Annotated in this window: 20 protein-coding genes and 1 pseudogene; 11 read left to right on the top strand and 10 right to left on the bottom strand. The window is 71.7% G+C overall.

Going from position 1 to position 19233, the window contains the following annotated elements; translation table 11 throughout:
- The first annotated feature begins 17 nt into the window (after positions 1-17).
- The 3 genes from ACFYW9_RS29730 to ACFYW9_RS29720 are packed head-to-tail and all read left to right on the top strand — an operon-like array spanning position 18 to position 2947.
- Positions 18-290: a ferredoxin gene (locus ACFYW9_RS29730; RefSeq protein WP_389156604.1), complete on the top strand. Its 273-nt coding sequence runs from the start codon at positions 18-20 to the stop codon at positions 288-290.
- On the top strand, positions 247-1671 hold the full coding sequence (locus tag ACFYW9_RS29725) for an NAD(P)/FAD-dependent oxidoreductase (RefSeq protein ID WP_389156601.1): 1425 nt from the start codon (positions 247-249) through the stop codon (positions 1669-1671). Before ACFYW9_RS29730 ends, ACFYW9_RS29725 begins: the two co-directional genes overlap by 44 nt.
- Before the next feature lie 40 nt (positions 1672-1711).
- On the top strand, positions 1712-2947 hold the full coding sequence (locus tag ACFYW9_RS29720; protein ID WP_389156598.1) for a cytochrome P450: 1236 nt from the start codon (positions 1712-1714) through the stop codon (positions 2945-2947).
- Between the two features lie 44 nt (positions 2948-2991).
- Here the strand turns inward: ACFYW9_RS29720 and ACFYW9_RS29715 are convergent.
- Together ACFYW9_RS29715 and ACFYW9_RS29710 are read right to left on the bottom strand one after the other, a co-directional pair.
- A pseudogene (locus ACFYW9_RS29715) lies at positions 2992-3216 on the bottom strand (hypothetical protein); the annotation flags it as partial.
- A gap of 12 nt (positions 3217-3228) precedes the next feature.
- Entirely contained in the window at positions 3229-4656 is a 1428-nt protein-coding gene (locus ACFYW9_RS29710; protein ID WP_389156595.1) for an alpha/beta hydrolase family protein, read from the bottom strand.
- Between the two features lie 160 nt (positions 4657-4816).
- On the opposite strand from ACFYW9_RS29710, the gene ACFYW9_RS29705 reads away from it, so the two are divergent.
- Positions 4817-5455, top strand: a complete 639-nt coding sequence (locus tag ACFYW9_RS29705) for a TMEM175 family protein (protein ID WP_389156592.1) — start codon at positions 4817-4819, stop codon at positions 5453-5455.
- A gap of 49 nt (positions 5456-5504) precedes the next feature.
- Here ACFYW9_RS29705 and ACFYW9_RS29700 read toward each other — a convergent pair whose 3' ends face one another.
- A complete protein-coding gene (locus tag ACFYW9_RS29700; RefSeq protein WP_389156589.1) occupies positions 5505-6239 on the bottom strand; it encodes an NAD-dependent deacetylase in 735 nt (244 codons plus the stop codon).
- Positions 6240-6469: 230 nt separating this feature from the next.
- Positions 6470-6739: a hypothetical protein gene (locus ACFYW9_RS29695; protein ID WP_389156586.1), complete on the bottom strand. Its 270-nt coding sequence runs from the start codon at positions 6737-6739 to the stop codon at positions 6470-6472.
- 342 nt (positions 6740-7081) lie between these two features.
- Between ACFYW9_RS29695 and ACFYW9_RS29690 the strand changes: the two genes are divergently transcribed.
- Together ACFYW9_RS29690 and ACFYW9_RS29685 are read left to right on the top strand one after the other, a co-directional pair.
- Positions 7082-7975 (top strand): phosphotransferase family protein, encoded by an 894-nt coding sequence (locus ACFYW9_RS29690; protein ID WP_389156583.1) that lies wholly within the window; start codon positions 7082-7084, stop codon positions 7973-7975.
- 173 nt (positions 7976-8148) lie between these two features.
- On the top strand, positions 8149-8433 hold the full coding sequence (locus tag ACFYW9_RS29685; protein ID WP_389156579.1) for a hypothetical protein: 285 nt from the start codon (positions 8149-8151) through the stop codon (positions 8431-8433).
- On the opposite strand, the gene ACFYW9_RS29680 is transcribed toward ACFYW9_RS29685, so the two are convergent.
- On the bottom strand, positions 8402-8827 hold the full coding sequence (locus ACFYW9_RS29680; RefSeq protein ID WP_389156576.1) for an ArsI/CadI family heavy metal resistance metalloenzyme: 426 nt from the start codon (positions 8825-8827) through the stop codon (positions 8402-8404). The genes ACFYW9_RS29685 and ACFYW9_RS29680 overlap by 32 nt on opposite strands.
- Positions 8828-8878: 51 nt before the next feature.
- Positions 8879-10252, bottom strand: a complete 1374-nt coding sequence (locus ACFYW9_RS29675) for an NAD(P)-binding domain-containing protein (RefSeq protein ID WP_389156573.1) — start codon at positions 10250-10252, stop codon at positions 8879-8881.
- Between the two features lie 171 nt (positions 10253-10423).
- On the opposite strand from ACFYW9_RS29675, the gene ACFYW9_RS29670 reads away from it, so the two are divergent.
- A complete protein-coding gene (locus ACFYW9_RS29670) occupies positions 10424-10798 on the top strand; it encodes an ArsR/SmtB family transcription factor (protein WP_389156570.1) in 375 nt (124 codons plus the stop codon).
- A 63-nt stretch (positions 10799-10861) separates the two neighbouring features.
- On the opposite strand, the gene ACFYW9_RS29665 is transcribed toward ACFYW9_RS29670, so the two are convergent.
- Both ACFYW9_RS29665 and ACFYW9_RS29660 read right to left on the bottom strand, forming a co-directional pair.
- Complete coding sequence (locus ACFYW9_RS29665) at positions 10862-11665, bottom strand: aquaporin (protein ID WP_389156567.1); 804 nt, start codon at positions 11663-11665, stop codon at positions 10862-10864.
- A 42-nt stretch (positions 11666-11707) separates the two neighbouring features.
- Positions 11708-12022, bottom strand: coding sequence for an ArsR/SmtB family transcription factor (locus tag ACFYW9_RS29660; RefSeq protein WP_389156565.1), 315 nt, complete (start codon positions 12020-12022; stop codon positions 11708-11710).
- Positions 12023-12130: 108 nt separating this feature from the next.
- On the opposite strand from ACFYW9_RS29660, the gene ACFYW9_RS29655 reads away from it, so the two are divergent.
- Both ACFYW9_RS29655 and ACFYW9_RS29650 read left to right on the top strand, forming a co-directional pair.
- Positions 12131-12550: an arsenate reductase ArsC gene (locus ACFYW9_RS29655; RefSeq protein WP_389156563.1), complete on the top strand. Its 420-nt coding sequence runs from the start codon at positions 12131-12133 to the stop codon at positions 12548-12550.
- A 332-nt stretch (positions 12551-12882) separates the two neighbouring features.
- Positions 12883-14187, top strand: a complete 1305-nt coding sequence (locus ACFYW9_RS29650; RefSeq protein ID WP_389156560.1) for a chloride channel protein — start codon at positions 12883-12885, stop codon at positions 14185-14187.
- Here the strand turns inward: ACFYW9_RS29650 and ACFYW9_RS29645 are convergent.
- Positions 14138-15955, bottom strand: coding sequence for a glycoside hydrolase family 15 protein (locus tag ACFYW9_RS29645; protein WP_389156557.1), 1818 nt, complete (start codon positions 15953-15955; stop codon positions 14138-14140). The two genes, ACFYW9_RS29650 and ACFYW9_RS29645, sit on opposite strands and share 50 nt — an antisense overlap.
- 13 nt (positions 15956-15968) lie before the next feature.
- A complete protein-coding gene (locus ACFYW9_RS29640) occupies positions 15969-17387 on the bottom strand; it encodes a DUF2252 domain-containing protein (RefSeq protein ID WP_389156553.1) in 1419 nt (472 codons plus the stop codon).
- 507 nt (positions 17388-17894) lie between these two features.
- Here ACFYW9_RS29640 and ACFYW9_RS29635 point away from each other — a divergent pair.
- Together ACFYW9_RS29635 and ACFYW9_RS29630 are read left to right on the top strand one after the other, a co-directional pair.
- Positions 17895-18539 (top strand): GAP family protein, encoded by a 645-nt coding sequence (locus tag ACFYW9_RS29635; protein WP_389156550.1) that lies wholly within the window; start codon positions 17895-17897, stop codon positions 18537-18539.
- 160 nt (positions 18540-18699) lie between these two features.
- A complete protein-coding gene (locus tag ACFYW9_RS29630) occupies positions 18700-19119 on the top strand; it encodes a DUF6325 family protein (protein WP_389156797.1) in 420 nt (139 codons plus the stop codon).
- Positions 19120-19233 lie beyond the last annotated feature (114 nt).

Below are 19233 nucleotides of genomic sequence, written 5' to 3'. Positions count from 1 at the left end.
TGGAGAGGACCGATCCCGTGGTAAGGATTGCCGTCGATCTGAACCGCTGTCAGGGGTACGCGCAGTGCGCGTTCCTCGCGCCCGAGATCTTCGCCATGCACGGCGAGGAGGCACTGCTGTACGACCCGGAGGCCGACGCGGCACAGCGCGACAAGCTGGCCCGGGCCGCCGCGGCCTGCCCGGTCCAGGCGATCCTCGTCGACGCCGTGGAACCCGATGCCGTGGAACCCGATCGTGTGGACTCCGATGCCGTGGACGTATCGGCCGAGGCGGTGTCCGGTGGTCGGTGACGGATCCCTGGAACGGCTCAAGCGTGACGGCCGCATCGTCGTCGTCGGTGCCTCGCTGGCCGGCCTGCGGGCAGCCGAAACCCTGCGGGACAAGGGCTTCGCCGGGTCACTGACCCTGATCGGCGACGAGTCCTGCGAACCGTACGACCGGCCCCCGCTGTCCAAGCAGGTGCTGCTGGGCAGGGCGAGCGCCGAACGTACCGCCCTGCCCAGGCTCAGGGCCCTCGACGCGACCTGGCGCCTCGGCAAAGCGGCCACCGGCCTGGACATGGCCGCCCGGCGGGTGCGGCTGGCCGACGGCGACGAGGTGCCGTACGACCGGCTGCTCATCGCCACCGGCGTCCGGGCGCGACCGTGGCCGAACGAGGCCGAGGCGGACCTCGACGGTGTCTTCGTGCTGCGGACCCGGGACGACAGCGCCGCCCTCGCGCGGCGGCTCGACGCGGGCCCCGAGCGGGTCCTGGTCATCGGCGCCGGATTCACCGGCTCGGAGATCGCCTCCGCCTGCCGCGAACGCGGCCTGCCCGTCACCGTCGCCGAACGCGGCGCCGCGCCCCTGGTCGGCGCGCTCGGCGGGGTCGTCGGCGCGGTCGCCGCCGAGATGCAGCGCGAGCACGGTGTCGACCTGCGGTGCGGGGTCATGGTGACCGCGCTGGAGGGCGACACCTCGGGAAGGGTGCGCGCCGCGCAACTGTCCGACGGCTCCACCGTGGAGACCGACGTCGTGATCGTCTCGCTCGGCGCCCTCCGCAACACCGAATGGCTCGCCGGGTCCGGACTCGGCGCGGGTCCCCGGGGCATCGCCTGTGACGCGGGATGCCGCGCCTTCGACATCCGCGGCATCGTCACCGACGACATCTACGCGGCCGGCGACGTCGCCCGCAGCCCGCACGCCCTGTTCGGCTACCAGTTCCTGTCCCTGGAGCACTGGGGCAACGCCGTCTCGCAAGCCCGGATCGCGGCGCACAACATGCTCAGCGAGAGCACCGACCGCCTGCCCCACATGGAGGTTCCGGCGTTCTGGTCCTCGCAGTTCGGGGTCAACATCAAGTCCGTCGGGATTCCCTCGATGGGGACGGAGATCCTCGTCTCCCAGGGCTCACTGGCGGATCACCGGTTCCTCGGCGTGTACGGGTACCAGGGGCGCGTCATCGGCGCCGTCGCCTTCGACCACGGCCGGTGGCTGCCGTTCTACCAGGAGCTGATCGAGACCACCGCGCCGTTCCCGCCGCCGTTCGCGACGGTCGACCGGCGCCCGGAGGGACAGCGGCCGCTCGACGCGGACTTCCCCGACCCCTCGGTCCCCACCCACGGCCCCACCGTGACCCTCAGCGGATACTCGCCGGCCGACCGCCGGATGACGTTCACCCCGGCGCACTGACCGCACGGCCCGCACGGCCACGAGGACGCTAGGACTCGCCATGACGCAATCCCTGCTGCACCAGATCCTGGACTACGCCAACCGGGCCGACCCGTACCCGATCTACGAGGAGCTGCGGAAGTCGCCGGTCCACCACGAGGCCGACGGGCCGTACGTGATCAGCACGTACTACGAGATCCGCAGCCTTCTGCACGATCCCCGGATCAGCTCCGACGCCCGCAACCTGGCCTCGAACGCGGCCGGACCGCCGGCCGGGGCACCCCCGGAGGAGAGCACCCTGCCGCCGGGCTTCCTGCGGCTCGACCCGCCGGAGCACGACCGGCTGCGGCGCATGACGAACCGCCCTTTCGGGCCGCCGCACTCCCCGCACCGGGTCGACGGGATGCGCGGAGAGCTCCACGACATCGTCACCGGCCTCATCGACGGCATCGGGGACCCGGACCGGATCGACCTGGTGGAACAGTTCTCGTACCCCTTCCCGGTGACGGTGATCTGCCGGCTGCTCGGGGTGCCGCGCGAGGACGAGGCACGCTTCCACACCTGGGCGGACACCCTCGCCGCGAACCTGGACCCCGACCCGGACGCCGATCCCGCCGAACGGGACAAGGGCGCACAGGACGCCCGGATGCAGCTGGGCATGTACCTGGCCGGCCTGATCGAGGAGCGCCGCAAGAACCCCGGCGAGGACATGCTCTCCCAGCTGGCGACCGCCAAGGGCGACGACGGTCCGATGACCACGATGGAACTGCTCAGCACGGCCGCGCTGTTGCTGATCGCCGGGCACGAGACCACGGTCAACCTGATCACCAACGGCATGCTCACCCTGCTGCGCAATCCCGGCGTCCTCCAGCGGCTGCGTGCCGATCCGCGGCTGGCCGTGCCCATCGTCGAGGAACTGCTGCGGTTCGAGCCGCCGGTGCAACTGGTGCCGCAGCGCACCACCCTCGCCGACATCGAGGTCCGCGGGGTCACCATCCCCAAGGGCGCCTCCGTGTGGCTGGTCCTGGCGTCGGGCAACCGCGACTCCCGGCGTTTCGAGGACCCGGACCGCTTCGACCCGGACCGCCCCGACATCCAGCACCTCGGCCTGGGCAGCGGCGTCCACAGCTGCTTCGGCGCACCGCTCGCCCGGCTGGAGACGCAGTTCGCCCTGGCGGAGCTGGCCAGGAGGCTGGAGAACCCACGTCTGCTGGAGGACCCGCCCCCGTACCGGCAGAACGCCGTGCTGCGCGGCCCGCGGCGCCTGCACCTCACGTGCGACGGAATCCGCCCCTAGCGGGGGAGCCGTCCCCCGGCCGGTCGCGCGGACAAGCGCTCAGGTCAGCGCACTTGCCCGCTGTCCTCCACACGGAGCTGGCGCGGCGGTTCCGGCAACGCGGTGCCGATGGGATCGCGTACGACGTCGTCGGCGCGTTCGTCGTACGGGGTCGGCTCGGCGTTGACGACGACGAGCCGGGCCTCGTGGTCGGAGGCCACGCCCGCGAGGCCCGCCGCCGGCTGGACCTGGAGGCCGCTGCCGACGGCGATGAACACCTGGCAGGCCTGACCCGATGCCGGCTAACCGCGGTCGCCCCGGCCCAGGGTGTCCTCCAGCCAGTCGAAGACCACCTCGCAGTGCTGTTGCGGCGCCATCGGCGAGCAGTGCAGTTGGGCACCGGTGGCGGCCCGCATCAGCCGGAACTCCTTGCGGGTGCGCAGCAGTTCGAAGAACTCGCGTGGCTGACCCGGGTAGAAGAGCTCGTCGTCGTAGTCGAGGACCAGTGTGGGGCACTTGATGCGGCCCACGATCCGGGTGATGTCGAGTGCCATGATCCGCTGGGCCGGTGTCCAGAAGTCGGTGAAGAGCCGGCCCTGCCGGGCGGCGAGCATCGCCGGGATCGAGAAGGGCTCGATCCGCTTCTTGAGGACGAACTGCTCGGACGGCGTCAGTCCGGGGGCGACCTCCTCGTTCCAGATACGGTTGGTCTCCGCCTTGTCCGGCGTCACGATGTCCCGAAGCTCCGCCGGGAAGCCCAGCCACGGGGAGAGGCAGCCCGGCAGCGCGGCCAGAGCGGCGATCCGGTGCTCGAAGGCCGCGGCGCGTGGTGCGAGGTCACCGCCCATGGAGAGGCCGGTCAGCGCGATCCGACGGGCGTCGACGTCCCCGCGGCGCTCCAGCCAGTCCACGAGCGGCGAGACCACCTGCTCCCAGCGTGGGCTGAAGACGAGTCGGTCGACGAAGAGCAACTGGCCCTGGCCCGGGCCGTCGTAGACGAGCGCGTTCCAGCCGCGGGCGAGCGCGGCGGAGACCCCGTAGGTCCACATGTCGACGTTCGGGCCGTCGCTCCCGTTCGTGAGGATGACGGTCGGCCGGGGTCTTCCCGAGTCGTCGGGGCGGAAGAACCAGACAGGGATCGAGGTCCCGCCCCGGTACGGGACCTGGCCGGTGACCGCCGCCGGCGTGCACAACCGTGCGAAGGTGTCCCAGGACCGGCGCCCCGCCAGATAGAGCTTCTTCTCGTCACCCGGGGTCTTCGAGCCGAGGACGAAGAACAGCGCCTGCCCGTAGTACTGGGCGGCGCGCAGCGAGTGAGCGCGGTGTGTCTGCTCGTGGGGCGAGGCGGTGGTCGTCAGCCGGTCGCCCCAGCGGCGGAACTCCGCGGTATAGGTCTGCTCGCTCGCCCCGGCGGCGTTGATGGCGTTGACGGCGGTCAGCACCTCCCCGACCTCGGCCGCGCCGAACCCGGCGCCCCCGAGCGCGAGCAGCGCGTTGAAATTGAGCCCCGGGTCCGTGAACAGCCGCATGGCGCCGGGCGTCGGCGACGCGTCGGGTGCGGGAGCCGGGGCCGGACGGTGGGCGTCACGCTCCGCCGCGAAGGCCGGTGCCGAACTCGCCAGGGCTGCTGACGCCGCGGACAGCGCGACCGCCCCCGCCCCTGCCGCGAGCCCGGCGAGCGCGCCCCGTCGGGTGAGCGTCTGCGCATGGTCTGTGTACGCGTTCGTCATGAGATCGAACGTAGGAGCAGGCCTTGCCGCCGACCGGCCCGCCGCTCCCGACGGTACTTCGAACGGACCTCTGGGAGCGCCGGAACGGCTTCCCGTGCGGCGATGGAGAAGAAGGGGCGATCCGGGTATTTTCGGATGCTTGATCCTAGAGTGGGGGGTTGTGGACCGTCATCAGCGAGCGAGGGACGACGAGGGGAGCGCGGCGCGACTCCTGGCGCTGTCGGACGGCGTTTTCGCGATCGCGATGACGCTGCTGGCGCTGGACATCACGCTGCCTGCCGGGCTGGACCCCGCCGGGTTCGAGCGTGCGCTGGGGGACGTGATGCCCAACCTGTTCGCGTACGCCATCAGCTTTCTGGTCATCGCGGCGTTCTGGCGGGGCCACCACCAGATGTTCCGGTTCACACGGGAAGTCGACGGGACGGTCATCCGGTTCGGGCTGCTGAGCCTGGGGCTGGTCGCCCTGATGCCGTTCCCCACCACCCTGCTGGCCGAGTACGGGGACCGGCCGCAGTCGGTGGCCGCCTACTCCGGCGCCGTCGCGGCCGTGGGAGCCGCACAACTCGCGCTGGCGGTCGTGTTGTGGAAACGCCCGTGGCTCAGCAGCGAGGCGCTGCCCGACTCCGTCGCCCGCAACGATGTGGCCGATCTGGCGTCGACGGTGGTGGTCTTCGCCATCGCGGTGCCGCTTGCCTTCGTGTCCCCGACGAGCGCGAAGCTGTGGTGGGTGGTGCTGATCCCCCTCAAGGCCGCGACGGGGAAGCGCGGCAAGCGCCTGCGCGCGGCCGGCCAGGGATGAGTAGGAGCAGTCGGCCTTGCCGCATCGCGGTTGGACAAGGCATTCGTGGCTATCGGTTCGCCGCGTGCAGCCGGCGCAGCAGCTCCGGCAGGGCGGTGCCGATCGGTTCGCGGATCACCTCGTCGGCGAGTTCGTCGTACGGGGTCGGCTCGGCGTTGACGACGACGAGCCGGGCCCCGTGGTCGGCGGCCACGCCCGCGAGGCCCGCCGCCGGCTGGACCTGGAGGCTGCTGCCGACGGCGATGAACACCTGGCAGGCCTTGGCGATGGCGGCGGCCTGGCCGAGGACGACGGGGTCGAGCCGTTCACCGAACATGACGGTCGCCGGCTTGAGGATCCCGCCGCACGCCGGACAGTCCGGGTCGTCCTCCCCGGCGTCGACCCGGGCCAGGGCGTCCTCCATGGGCGCCTTCGCGTGGCACCGCGTGCACACCACTGTCCTCGCGGTGCCGTGCAGTTCGAGCACCTTGCGCTCGGGCATGCCGGCGAGCTGGTGCAGCCCGTCCACGTTCTGGGTGAGGACCCGCACCGGGACTCCGGCCCGCTCCAGGTCGGCGACGGCCCGGTGCGCGGCGTTGGGCCGGGCCTGGAGCGCACCGGCCTCCCGTCGCATCAGCCACGCCCGGCGCCTGATCTCGGGATCGCCCATGTAGTACTCGTACGTGACGAGCTTCTCGGCTTCGGGATCCTTCCGCCAGAGCCCGTTGGGACCGCGGTAGTCCGGGATCCCGGAGTCGGTGGAGACGCCTGCCCCGCTGAGGACGGCGACGAGTGGCCTGTTCACGGACATGAAGGTACGGGGCTCGACCGCTCGGAGCGACCGGATATCGGGCGCGGCCGGTTCCGCTGCTTCGCTCGGATCCGCATCCGCGTCCACATCCACCGCCCGCCGCTTGCGAAGCGGAACAGGCTCACCTCGGAGTCCTGCCGGCGCACGCACATGGTCCCGGCCCCGGGCTTGAAGCCCGGGGCCGGGACCGTTTATCGGCCGGTGACTCCGCGTCGGCCAGGACTTCAGAAGGCGCTGTTGTCGCAGCCCTGCTCGGAGCCGATGGTGGTGACCTGGGCACCGGGGTTGCCCTCGCCGCCCAGCAGGTTGCCGCCCAGGCCGTTGAGCAGGCCGACCTGGCCGAGGACGTCCAGGTTCAGGTCGTGCGACGTGCAGGAGGAGTGCTGCTTGACGTTGAACCCGTCGCCGTTGCCACCGGCGTGGGCCGTGCCGCCCACGAGTCCGATGCTGCCGATCGCGGCGATCAGGACGGCAACGTTGCGAAGCTTGCGCATGTCATCTCCGATGGAGTGAGTGGGTGCGATCTAGGGAAGATCGACTTCTACAATCCCGGGAGATTAGTTCGGAATGTGGCGAAACGGGCACCGGCGCGCCGGGTTTCATGATCGCGCCGCAGGAGTACCCGAAAGCCGTAGCGCATGCGAATAGATCCGTCCGTGGCCACCGGGCCGGCGGGCGGTGGCGGCCGCACCGGCCCGGCCCGGGAGGCTCCCGCGGCCGCCGCCCTCGACGCGGACACGCGGGTACGGCCCCTACGCGTCCACGGGTCTGGTCGGCGACCGCGCGGCCCTCCGGTGAACCACCTTTCTCATACGGTCGGTTGATAGGGTCGGTGAATGACCAGTCGCAGCCGCGACCGCGTCGCGGACGTCCGCGGTGTCGTGGTCACGCACATGCCCGAGTACCAGGTCGAGTCCGTCGTGCGGCTTGGCGGGGGCCTGGACAACCTGGCGTACGAGGTCAACGGTGAGCTGGTCGTACGCTTCAGCAAAGAGCCCGACCCGGCACGGCGGACCGCCCTGGTGGACCACGAGGCCCGCGTGCTCGCCGCCGTCGCCGGCATCTCGCCGCTGCCCGTCCCCGAACCGGTGTTCACGGTCGCGGAGCAGGGATGTCTGGCTTACCGCAAGCTCCCCGGCGTGCCACTGCTGGACATGCCGCGGCACCGGCGATCGGCCCACGGCACGTCGATCGCCGCCACGCTCGGCGAGCTGCTCACCGCGCTGCACGCTGCTCCGGTCGACCGGCTGGCCGATCTGGTGGAAACGGACCACCGGCCGCCGGCCGAGTGGCGGCATGAGGCCGCGGAGGACTACGCGACGGTGGCCGGGCAGGTACCGGCGGCGCACCGCCGGTCCGTCGAGGCGTTCTTGGACGCCGCACCACCGCACGACGGATGCGCCCCGGTGTTCTCCCACAACGATCTGGGGATCGAACACGTTCTCGTCGACCCGGGCACATGGACGGTGACCGGCATCATCGACTGGAGCGATGCGGCCGTCGTCGACCCGGCCCACGACTTCGGGCTGCTCCACCGCGATCTCGGCCCCGCCGCCACCCGCGCCGCCATCCGCGGCTATCGAACCGACGCCCACGACCTCGCGGCCCTCGGCGAGCGCGCCGTGTTCTATGCCAGGTGCAGTGTCTTCGAGGACCTCGCGCACGGCATCGAGACCGGACAGGGCAAGTACGTCGACAAGAGCCTCGCCGCGATGGAGTGGCTGTTTTGACCTGGGGCATCGAGCCGCGTTCACGGCCTCTTCCGTGCTGGGGGAAGCCACCGTTCGGATCATCCGAGGCGGCCCTTCAGGTGATTGCCGGACGCCTCATGAGCCGGGCGAGCCGGCGTGGGGGTAAGACGTCTCGGCAGAGGGCGAACCCGAACGCCGTGAGGAGCTTGGCGATGTACGCAGCAGTCCGGCGGTACGAAGGGGTCACCGATTCGGTCGAGGCGGCACGTCTCGTGAACGAGGGGTTCGTGGCGCTCATGCGCCAGGTCTCCGGCTTCGTCGCCTACTACTGGATCGATGCCGGTGACGGAGTGATGGTCTCGACCAGCGTCTTCCAGGACCAGGCGGGCGCCGAGGAATCGATCGCGAGGGCCGCGGACTTCGTACGGGACAACCTTGCGTCACTGCTCCCCAACCCTCCCCAGGTCATGGCCGGGGAGGTAGTGGCTTCCGGGTGAGACGGCCCTGCTGCTCTGCCGGGGAGTCGGCGTCGGCCTTCACGACGTAGACCTCCCAGGGTTCCTGTCCCGGGCCGTGGACCCAGACCTTGTCCTGGAGGGCGTAGCAGCAGGTGGTGTCGTTCTCCACGTCGGTGGCCAGGCTGGCCTCGGCCAGGCGGGCGGTGGCGCCGTGCACCGCTTCGGTCGTCTCCACCTCGACGCCGAGGTGATCCATGCGCGTTGCCTCCCCCGCGGGTCCTTCGATCAGGACGAGTTTGAGCGGGGGCTCGGTGATGGCGAAGTTGGCGTAGCCGTCGTGGAGTTTGGCGGGCTCGGTGCCGAACAGCTTGGTGTAGAAGGCGATGGACGCGGTGAGGTCGGGGACGCGGAGGGCGAGCTGTACGCGGGACATGGCGAGCCTCCTGCTGGGTGATGGGTGCGGTGGCGGATCTGGAGTCGTGGGTCAGCAGCCGCCGGAGGGGGCCGGGGCGCCGATGCCGATCTGGAGGGTGGTCGGGGCCGCGCAGCAGCCCCCGCCGTCGCTGTCCTGTGCGGTGGCGGAGGCGTCGAAAAGGCCCGCCCCGCCGCAGACCCCGGTCTCGGGCAGGGTCAGCTCGACCCGCTCGGCGGCCTCCTGGTCGCCCGCGAGGGCGGCGGCGATGGAGCGGACCTGCTCGTAGCCGGTCATCGCGAGGAAGGTGGGGGCGCGGCCGTAGGACTTCATGCCGACGAGATAGACGTCCTTCTCCGGATGGGAGAGCTCCTTGACTCCGTGGGGGTAGACGGTGCCGCAGGAGTGCTGGTTGGGGTCGATCAGCGGGGCCAGCTCGACGGGGGCCTGGAGGCGCTCGTCGAGGCCGAGGCGGAGCTCGGACAGGAAGGACAGGTCCGGGCGGAAGCCGGTGAGGACGATGACCTCGTCGACCGGGTCGAGGCGGCGGCCGTCCTCGCCGACGAGGACCAGGCGGCCGTCGTCGGCGCGCTCGACGGCGTCGGTGCGGAAGCCGGTGACCGCGTCGGCGTGACCGTCGTCGACGGCGGCCTTGGCGGCGAGGCCCAGGGCGCCGCGGGCGGGGAGCTGGTCGGCACTGCCGCCGCCGAAGGTGGAGCCGGAGATGCCCCGGCGCAGGATCCACACGCCCTTGGTGCCGGTGCCGTCGTCGGACCTGGCCAGGTCGGCGAGGTGGGCGAGCGCGGTGAAGGCGGAGGCGCCGGAGCCGATGACCGCGGTGCGCCTGCCCGCGTACCGGGCGCGGACGGACGGGTCCTTGAGGTCGGGCACGCGGTAGGTGATCCGGTCGGACGCGGCCCTTTCGCCGAGGGCGGGGAGGCCGCTGCCGCCGGCCGGGCCCGGGGTGGTCCAGGTGCCCGACGCGTCGATCACCGCGCGGGCGAACAGCCGCTCCTCGCGGCCGTCGGCGTGGGTGACGTGGACGACGAACGGCTGGTCCTCGCGGTCGGCGTCCACGATCCGGTCCCGGCCCGAACGGGAGACGCCGGTGACCGTGGCACCGAAGCGCACCCGTTCGCCGAGAACGTCGGCGAGCGGCTGGAGGTACCGCTCGGCCCAGTCCCCGCCCGAGGGGTACGTGGAGGCGTCCGGCCTCACCCATCCCGTCGGGGCGAGCAGCTTCTCGGCGGCCGGGTCGGTGACCTCGCCCCAGGTGGAGAACAACCGCACGTGCGCCCACTCGCGCACCGCCGCACCGGCGACCGGCCCGGCTTCCAGTACCAGCGGGGTGAGACCGCGGTCGACCAGGTGGGCGGCGGCGGCGAGCCCGGCGGGGCCGGCTCCGATCACGACGACGGGCAGGTCGGTGGTGGCAGGCGCGTTCACGGTCGACTCCTCGGTATTTCGACATCCGTCGATGGCTTACTCGGCCAGCGTGGCACCTGATTCGACAAGCGTCAACATAGACAGCCATCTAATTCAGCCGCCCGGCGAGGAGTGTTCGGGTGGCCGGTCCGGCTCTCGCCAGGCTGGTTCGACGTATGTCAACATAGATGCATGTCGAACATGAAGGTGTTGCCGTTGCTGGAGCCCGCCGACCGAGCCGTGGAAGCGTGCTGCCCGCCGCTCGCCGAGCGCCCGTTCACCGCCGAGGAGGCGGAGACGGCCGCGCGGATGTTCAAGGCTCTCGGTGACCCGGTGCGGCTGCGGCTCTTCTCCGCCGTGGCCTCGCACGAGGGCGGCGAGGCCTGCGTGTGCGATATCTCCGACGTCGGTGTCTCCCAGCCGACCGTCTCCCACCACCTGAAGAAGCTCAAGGAGGCCGGACTGCTCACCTCGGAGCGGCGCGGCACCTGGGTCTACTACCGGGTCGAGCCGTCCGTGCTCGCCTCGATGGGCCGGCTGCTGGTCATCGCCCCGGCCGCGGCCTGACCGCGGCCCGGGGGGCGGGGAACGCCGCCCTGCCCGGCCTGATCGCCGAGTCGGGCGTGACCGTCATCCGGCGGGCTGTCCGGTCTTGTTCCGGCCGGGCGTGAAGATGAGCGCCACCAGCGCCAGCCCCACCACGGCGCCGATCAGCTGCATGCCGATGAACCCGGGGACCGAGCCGGGCGCGATGCCCGCGAAGGTGTCGGTGAAGGCGCGGCCGATCGTCACCGCCGGGTTGGCGAAGGACGTGGACGAGGTGAACCAGTAGGCGGCGCCGATGTACGAGGCGACCGCGACGGGGGCGAAGCGCAGCCGGTCGGTGCGGGCCAGCCCGAAGATCAGCAGGATCAGTCCGGCCGTCGCGACGACCTCGCCCAGCAGCAGATGCCCCGCCGAGCGGTTGTGCGTGGACCACTTGACCAGCGGTGCGCCGAACATGGCGTCGGCCAGGAAGGAGCCGGCGATGGCGCCGACGATCTGAGCGGGGATGTAGGCGGCAGCGTCACGCAGGGGGACTCCGGCACCGCCGCGGCGGGCGGTCCACCACTCGGCCAGGGTGACGACCGGGTTGAAGTGCGCGCCGGACACCGGGCCGAACAGAAGGATCAGGACCCCGAGGCCGAAGACGGTGGCGGTGGAGTTGGCGAGCAGTTGCAGGCCGACGTCCTTGGTCAGTCCGGTGGCCTGGATGCCGGAGCCGACCACGATCGCGACCAGGGCCGCGGTGCCGACCAGCTCGGCCGCCGCTTTGGCGATCAGTGGGGGCGCCTGGGGTGGCGTGGTGCCCGGGGCGGGCTCCGGGGTGACGGCGGAGGGGGCCGTGGCGGATGTCGCGGCGCCGTCGCGCTCGGTGGCCTCGGTGGCGGTCAACAGGACTCCTCGTTGCGTATGCGGGTCCCGCGCGGGCGGGGATCAGGGGCAGGGCCGCTTGACGTTGTTCTCGGCCGTGGCGCGCGCGGTCTCCGCCAGGTCGGCGAACTGGCCCGCGAGGGAGGCGATGACATCGGGCCTGAGCCGGTAGTAGGTGAACCGGCCGCACGGCTCCGTGTCGACGACACCGGCCTCGCGCAGCACCTTCAGATGGTTGGAGAGGTTGGTCTGCCTGGCGCCCGTCTCCTCGATCAGGTGCGTGCTGCACAGCGTCTCCCCGGCGAGCAGGGTGACGATCCGGAGCCGGAGGGGGTCGGCGAGAACCCGCATCAGATCAGTGTCGACCGACGTCATCATGGGCTGATAGTTTCACATCACTCCAGCCTGATACCAGTGTGGAGTGATTCCTGAGTCCTGTATCCCCGCACAGGCGGGGACCCGCGCCTTCTTGTGAGGGAAGAACCGATGTCCTCCAGCCCGCTCGCCTCCGTGCTCTTCGTCTGTGTCCACAACGCCGGGCGCTCGCAGATGGCCGCCGGATTCCTGAACCACCTGGCCGGCGACCGGGTCGAGGTCCGCTCCGCCGGATCGGTCCCGGGCGACCGGGTCAACCCGGCCGCGGTCGAGGCCATGAAGGAAGTCGGCGTCGACATCGCCGACGCCGAGCCGAAGATCCTGACCACCGAGGCCGTCCAGGCGTCCGACTACGTCATCACCATGGGCTGCGGCGACGCCTGCCCGGTCTTCCCCGGCAAGAAGTACCTCGACTGGGCCCTCGAGGACCCGGCCGGCAAGGGCGTCGAGTCCGTCCGCCCCATCCGCGACGAGATCAGGACCCGTATCGAGGCACTGATCGCCGAGATCGACGCGAAGCGGCAGAGGTGACGTCCGTGGCCCGCGTCGGGCCACGGAGGTGCGGATCGCGCGTCCACCCGGAGGGTTTTCGGGCCCGGGCGCGCGGGCCGCGCGGGAACGGCGGATCCCGTGGGTACGCTCGCGCCCCGGCGGCAGCGTCCCACGGCCGTCCCACGGCCGTCCCACGGCCGTCCCACGGCCGTCCCACGGCCGTCCCACGGCGGTGTCCTCCGAGCGGACGTAGGAGAAGACCCATCACCGAGCCGAAGTCCGAGGAGAGCGGGCCCGCCCCGGGTGAGCGGTCCGCAGGGGCCGAGGCTCCGCCGGGCAAGCAGCCCACGGAGGCCGAGCAGCTGAGAAGCATGCTGGCCCAGCCCGCCTACCGGCGGGGGCTGGTGTTCTGCGCCCTGATCGGCGTCCCGGTCTCGCTGGCCGCGTTCTGGTTCCTGGTGCTCCTCCACGAGCTGGAGCATCTGATGTGGGAGCAGTGGCCGCACGATCTCGGGTGGTCGGACCCGCCGTGGTGGTGGCCGCTTCCCCCGATGCTCCTGGCAGGGGTGCTGGTGGGCCTGATCGTGGCGTGGCTTCCGGGCCGGGGCGGACACATCCCGGCCTCGGGCCTGCACGCCGGCGGGGTGGCGACCTCCGCTCTGCCGGGCGTCGCGCTCGCCGCTCTGGCCGGCCTTCCGCTGGGAGCCGTGCTCGGCCCGGAGTCGCCGCTGATCGCCCTCGGCGGAGGTCTGGCCCTGCTCTTCCGGGATCTCGTACGGGTCCCCGCGACCCCGGCGAGCACGGCGCTGCTCGGTGCCGCGGGCGCCGCCGCGGCCATCTCGGCGATCTTCGGCAGCCCCTTGGTCGCCGCCGTGCTGCTGATGGAGGTCGCCGGCGTGGGCGGGCCGCACCTGTTCGCGGTGATGCTGCCCGCGCTGCTCTCCAGCGGAGTCGGCGCCATCGTCTTCACCGGTTTCGGCGACTGGACCGGCCTGCAGACCGGCAGCCTCGAGATCGGACTGCCCGCGCCCTCGACCCTCGACACCGGGGACGTGGTCTGGTCGGTGCTCATGGCGCTGGTCATCGGGGTCGGCGTCCACTGGATCATCGTGACCGGCCGTTACGCGGCCCGCTCGGTGTCCGCGCACACGCTGCGGAGCACGGTGCTGTGCGCGCTCGGCGCGGGCGGCTGCGCGGCGCTCTACGCGGCCGTCACCGGGCGATCGCCGGCCGAGGTGGCCCTGTCCGGCCAGACCGCCCTCGCCCAGCTCGCCGCCCACCCGCACGCGTGGTCGGTCGGCAGCCTGGTGGCCGTGGTGCTGCTCAAGTCCGTCGCGTACGCACTGTGCCTGGGCAGCCTGAGGGGCGGCCCGGTGTTCCCCTCGCTGTTCCTCGGCGGTGCGACGGGCGCCCTGCTGGCACCGCTCCCGGGGTTCGGCGTCGTGCCGGCCATGGCGGCCGGCATGGCCGCCGCCTCCGCCGCCGCGCTCAGGCTGCCGGTCAGCTCCGTGGTTCTGGTCGTGCTCCTCGTGGGCAACTCGGGAACGGTCCCGGTGGTCGTGCTCGCCGCCGTGGTGTCCTTCGTGACCGTGGAACTGCTTCCGCAGGGCCCGGACATCCCGCCGTTCAGGGCCGCAGCCGGTCGAGCGCCTCGTCCAGCGTCGTCGCGGCCATGATGAGGGACAGATGGGTGAAGGCCTGCGGGAAGTTGCCCAGCTGCTCCCCGCTGGGGCCGATCTCCTCGGCGAACAGACCGACATGGTTGGCGTACGTCTGCATCTTCTCGAAGGTGTAGCGGGCCTGGGGGAGCCGCCCCGCCCGGGCGAGCGCGTCGACGTACAGGAACGTGCAGAGGCTGAACGTCCCTTCGGAGCCGCGCAGTCCGTCCGGGGAGGCCTGCGGGTCGTAGCGGTAGACGAGACTGTCGGAGACGAGTACGCGCTCCATGGCGTCCAGCGTGCTCAGCCAGCCGGGGCTGCGCGGGGAGACGAAGCCGACGCGGGGGGCCAGCAGCAGGGAGGCGTCCAGGACGTCGCCGTCGTAGTGCTGGACGATCGCCTGCTGCTTCTCGCTCCAGCCACGCGCCATGACCTGTTCGAGGATCTCGTCCCGCGCCCTCGTCCAGCGGACGGTGTCGGCCGGTCTGCTGAACTCCGCGGCCAGCTTCAGGCCCCGGTCGAAGGCGGCCCAGCACATGACGCGGCTGTAGGTGAAGTCCTTGCGCCCGCCCCGGGTCTCCCAGATGCCCTCGTCCGGGCGGTCCCAGGAGTCCGCGAGCCAGTCGAGGATGCCGCTCAGCGCCTTCCAGCCGTGGTAGCCGCCCTGTTCGCCCACCGCGCGGCCCTCGGTCAGCGCGTAGAGGGCCTCGCCGTAGATGTCGAGCTGCAACTGGCCGGCGGCTCCGTTGCCGGCGCGTACCGGGTACGAGCCCCGGTAGCCCTCGAAGTGCTCCAGGATCTCCTCCGTCAGATGCGGGTCGCCGTCGACCCGGTACATGATCTGGAGGGGCTCGTCCTTCGGCCCTTCGCGCTCCTGCAGCCGGTCGCCCAGCCAGCGGGTGAAGTGGGTCGCCTCCTCCACGAAACCGAGGTCGACCAGCGCCCGCACCGACAGCGAGCCGTCCCGCACCCACGTGTACCGGTAGTCCCAGTTGCGCTCACCGCCGATCTGCTCGGGCAGCCCCATGGTGGCGGCGGCGACCGGCGCTCCGGTCGGGGCGTAGGTCAGGAGCTTGAGGGTGATCGCGGAGCGGTGCACCATCTCCGTCCAGCGGCCCCGGTAGTTCGAGGTGCGGACCCACTTCTGCCAGAAGTCGACGTTGCTCCACAGGTCCTCGGTGAGCCCGTCGACCGTGGGGGGCGGCGGGGCTTCGCCGTCCGGACCGCAGACCGTGAACACGACGGCGGCCGACTCGCCGTTCTCCAGGGTGATGCCGCCCCGGACGTCCTGGCCGTCGCGTTCGAGCGGGATGCTGCCCTGGAGATGGGCGGTCGCCACCGGGGACCTGAACGTCGCCGTACGGGGCGTGAGTTCGAGCTCGTGGCCGGCCCGCGCGTAGTCGAACCGCGGACGGCACTCCAGGGTGAAGTGCACGGTGCCGCGCACCGAACGGACGATGCGCACCAGACTGTGCCGGTCGGTCGGCGTCGGACCGGTGAGGACCGGCATGTGATCGATGACCTCGCCCACGCCGTCCGGGGACATGAACCGGGTCACGACGACGGCCGTGTCCGGGTAGTACAGCTGCCGCCAGGTCCCCTCGGGGTGATCGGGCGCGAGGCGGAGGTAGCCGCCGCCGTCGTGGTCCAGCAGCGCGGCGAAGACGCTGGGGGAGTCGAAGCGCGGTGCCGCGAACCAGTCGACGACGCCCCGGGACGACACCAGGGCCGCGGTCTGGAGGTCCCCGACGAGGCCGTGGTCGGCGATGGGCGGATAGCGGTCCATGCTGGCCTCCGTGTCAGGCGGCTTCGGCCTTGACGCGTCCCGAGCGGACGGCGTCGACGAGTGTCCGGTGGTCCTTCTCGTTCTGGTCCGCGTACGCCTCGGCGAACGGGACGAGCGCCCGGTCGAAGACGTCGCCCCCGCCCAGATAGGAGGCGATGGCGATCCGGTCGCCCGACCTCGCGTGCGCGCGGGCCAGCGTGGCACCGCACAGCTCGCCGAAGGCGCGCATACCGGACGGCACCATGAGCTCGGGTTCGGCGATCCCCTTCCAGTCCCTCAGCTGCCTTACGTAGAAGTCCCGTCGGCGGCCGTCGATGCCGTCGGCCCGCTCCCAGCCCAGGAAGATGTCACTGGTGGCCTGCATGAGCCGCTGTCCCGCGACCACCCGCTCGCCCTGGGTCCGGTACTCGCTCGCGCCGGCGTAGGGCGCCAGCACCGACTCGTCCGCCTCCTTGGCCTGGAGCAGCAGCGGATCCGAGCCGTCCCGGCCGAGCAGGAGGATGATCCAGCACCGGGTGCCCACGCTGCCGACCCCGACCACCTTGCGGGCCACGTCGGCGAACCGGTACTGGTCCAGCAGGAACCGCCGGTCCGAGTTCAGACTCCGGCCGTAGCTCCCGATCAGCCGGCGGAGCTGCTTCTCCAGGGCGCCGCGTTCCATGTCGGGAAGCAGGTCCTGCAGGGGGACGACGAGCGGAGGATCCGCGGTGATCAGCGCCTGGCCGTCGACCACGTGCGTGAGCTTGTTGAACGCCTGGAGGCTGTCGCGGCTGCGCGCCTTGTCGGTCGTCCTCTTCCACCGGTCGCGGCCCCGCGAGCCCAGCTCCCCGGCGATGTGGGTCCGTACCCAGTCCTCGTCGAAGTGCGTGTACCAGACGGGGAGATTGCCGAGCCCGGCGAAGCGCCTCATCCACTCGCGGTACGACCGCACGGTCGTACGGACGATGTCGGCACGCTCCTTGCGGCTGAAGCCGTTCGCCCGGGCCGCGATGACGAGGCTGGAGGACAGCCGCTTGACGTCCCACTCCCAGGGGCCGGGCAGCGTCTCGTCGAAGTCGTTGATGTCGAACATCATGCGGCGCTCCGGCGAGGCCAGCAGCCGGAAGTTCAGCATGTGCGCGTCCCCGCACAGTTGCGCCCTGATCCCGGACCGGGGCGTGCCGGCGAGGTCCGCGGCCATGATGGCGGCGGCCCCGCGGTAGAAGCGGAACGGCGACTCGGTCATCCTGCCGTAGCGGATCGGTACGAGCTCGGGCACCCGGGTCGCGGACTGCGCCTCGATGATGTCCACCGGGTCGGGCCGCTTCGGCGCCGGGGTGAAGTCGGCGTGGCTGGAGCGCGGCACGGCGGACCGGGCGGCCTTGCCGAGCGCGGCGCGCTCCGCCGGGGTGTGGTGCGGGGGATGGCTGCCGGCCGGGTGCTTGGGGGTCATCGCAGACGCTCCGCGAGGTGGTACACCGACGCGCGCGGCGCGGGTGCGGGCGGTGGCGGTTCGGCGGGGGATGCACCGCGCCGATGCCCGGGAGGAAGGCTCTGGTCGAGGAAGTGCGGAGGGCCGGAGACGCGCGGCTCGCCGACCACCGGCTTCGGCGGCGTACGGGCGGTCGTCGGCATACGGGTCGTGGTGGGAGTGGCCCGGTCCGGTCACCAAGGTAGCTCCGGGCCATGTGTCCGGCGAGTTGGGCCGATCGGGCGAGCGCGGACCGGAGGACCGCGATGGGGCGCGTGCGGGCCGGGCACAGAGCCACCGCGCCGCCCCGCTGCACGGGGAGGGCGCCGTCGGGCCGTACGGGAGGGCGCCGTCGGGCCGTACGGGAGGGTGCCGGACTTCGTCGTGGCGGGCGGGACACCGGATTTGTGGACGTGCGCGGGGGAGGTGACCATGAGGGCATGCGCGCTACCGCGGCTCCGGGCCACGCGAGACCACGAGGGGTCGGCCATGGTCCTTGACCTGCTGCTCATCGGTCTGGTGATCGCCCTGGACCCGCTGCCGGTCACCGGATTCGTGCTGGTGCTCTCCTCGGACAGGGGAATCTGGAAGGGCCTCGCCTTCATCCTGACCTGGCTGGCCTCCTTCGTCGCCATCATCGCCGCCGTGCTGCTCATGACGGGCGGTGAGCCGCCGCCTCCGAAATCCACGCCCTCCACGGCCGCGCTGGCCGGCAAGCTGGCCATCGGCGTCGGACTCGTCCTCTACGCGGAACGCAGACGACGCAACATCGGCAAGCAGCCGAAGTCCTCGGGCTTCATGTCCCGGATCGAACGGATCTCCCCCTGGACGGCGGCCGGCCTGGCGCTGCTGCTCCAGCCGTGGGGGATGATCGCGGCCGGAGCCTCCACCGTCGTGGACGCGAACCTCAACCACGCCGCGTCGTACGCGGCTCTGATGGGCTACGTCCTGCTGGCCAGTTCCAGCATTCTGGCGATGGAGCTCTACGCGACGTTCGCCCCGCGGACGGCCCACGTCCGGCTCGGGAAGCTGCGCGCGTGGATGGAGGGGCACCAGGACCAGGCGCTGGTGTCACTGTTCCTGTTCCTGGGTCTGTGGCTGGTCGGCAAGAGCATCTACCAGCTGACCGCGTGAACCACCCGAACGGCCCGAGCGCACCGTTCCCGGCGGCAGGAGAAGGCGTCGTACCGAAATGCGGCGGCTTCCGTCCGGTGCTGCAATGGCACTGACCAGGGGCAGGGGAAATCCATGACCGTGCAGGGGTGAAGCCGTGAGCGAAGATGAATTCGTCGAGATGGGACCGATCGACTATATCGTCGTGGAGTTTCCCGGTAACCGAATGACGGGTGAGGGACTTCCGATCCTGGTCGATCTGGTGGATCGCGGCCTCATTCGGATTCTCGACCTTTTGTTCGTGAGGAAGGACGCCGACGGATCCGTGGTCGGCATGGAGATCGCCGACTTCGACGCCGACGGAACCCTCGACCTCGCCGTGTTCGAGGGCGCGTCCTCCGGCCTGCTGGGCGAGGACGACATCGAGGAGGCGGGGAAGGCGCTGGAACCCGGCAACTCCGCCGGAATCCTGGTCTACGAGAACGTGTGGGCGGCGCCTTTGGCCACCGCGCTGCGACGCGGCGGCGCCCAGATGGTCGCCTCCGGGCGCATCCCGGTGCCGGCCGTGCTGGCCGCGCTGGAGGAGACGGACGCCGGATAGCCGTCACACGCACGAGACCGGCGGGGGGGGGGGGGGGGGGGGGGGGGGGGGGGGGGGGGGGGGGGCGGGGGGGGGGGGGGGGGGGGGGGGGGCGGGGGGGCGGGGGGGGGCGGG

The organism is Streptomyces sp. NPDC002698, from assembly GCF_042888945.1.
GTDB lineage: Bacteria > Actinomycetota > Actinomycetes > Streptomycetales > Streptomycetaceae > Streptomyces.
This window is presented reverse-complemented; position numbering and strand designations above follow the sequence as displayed.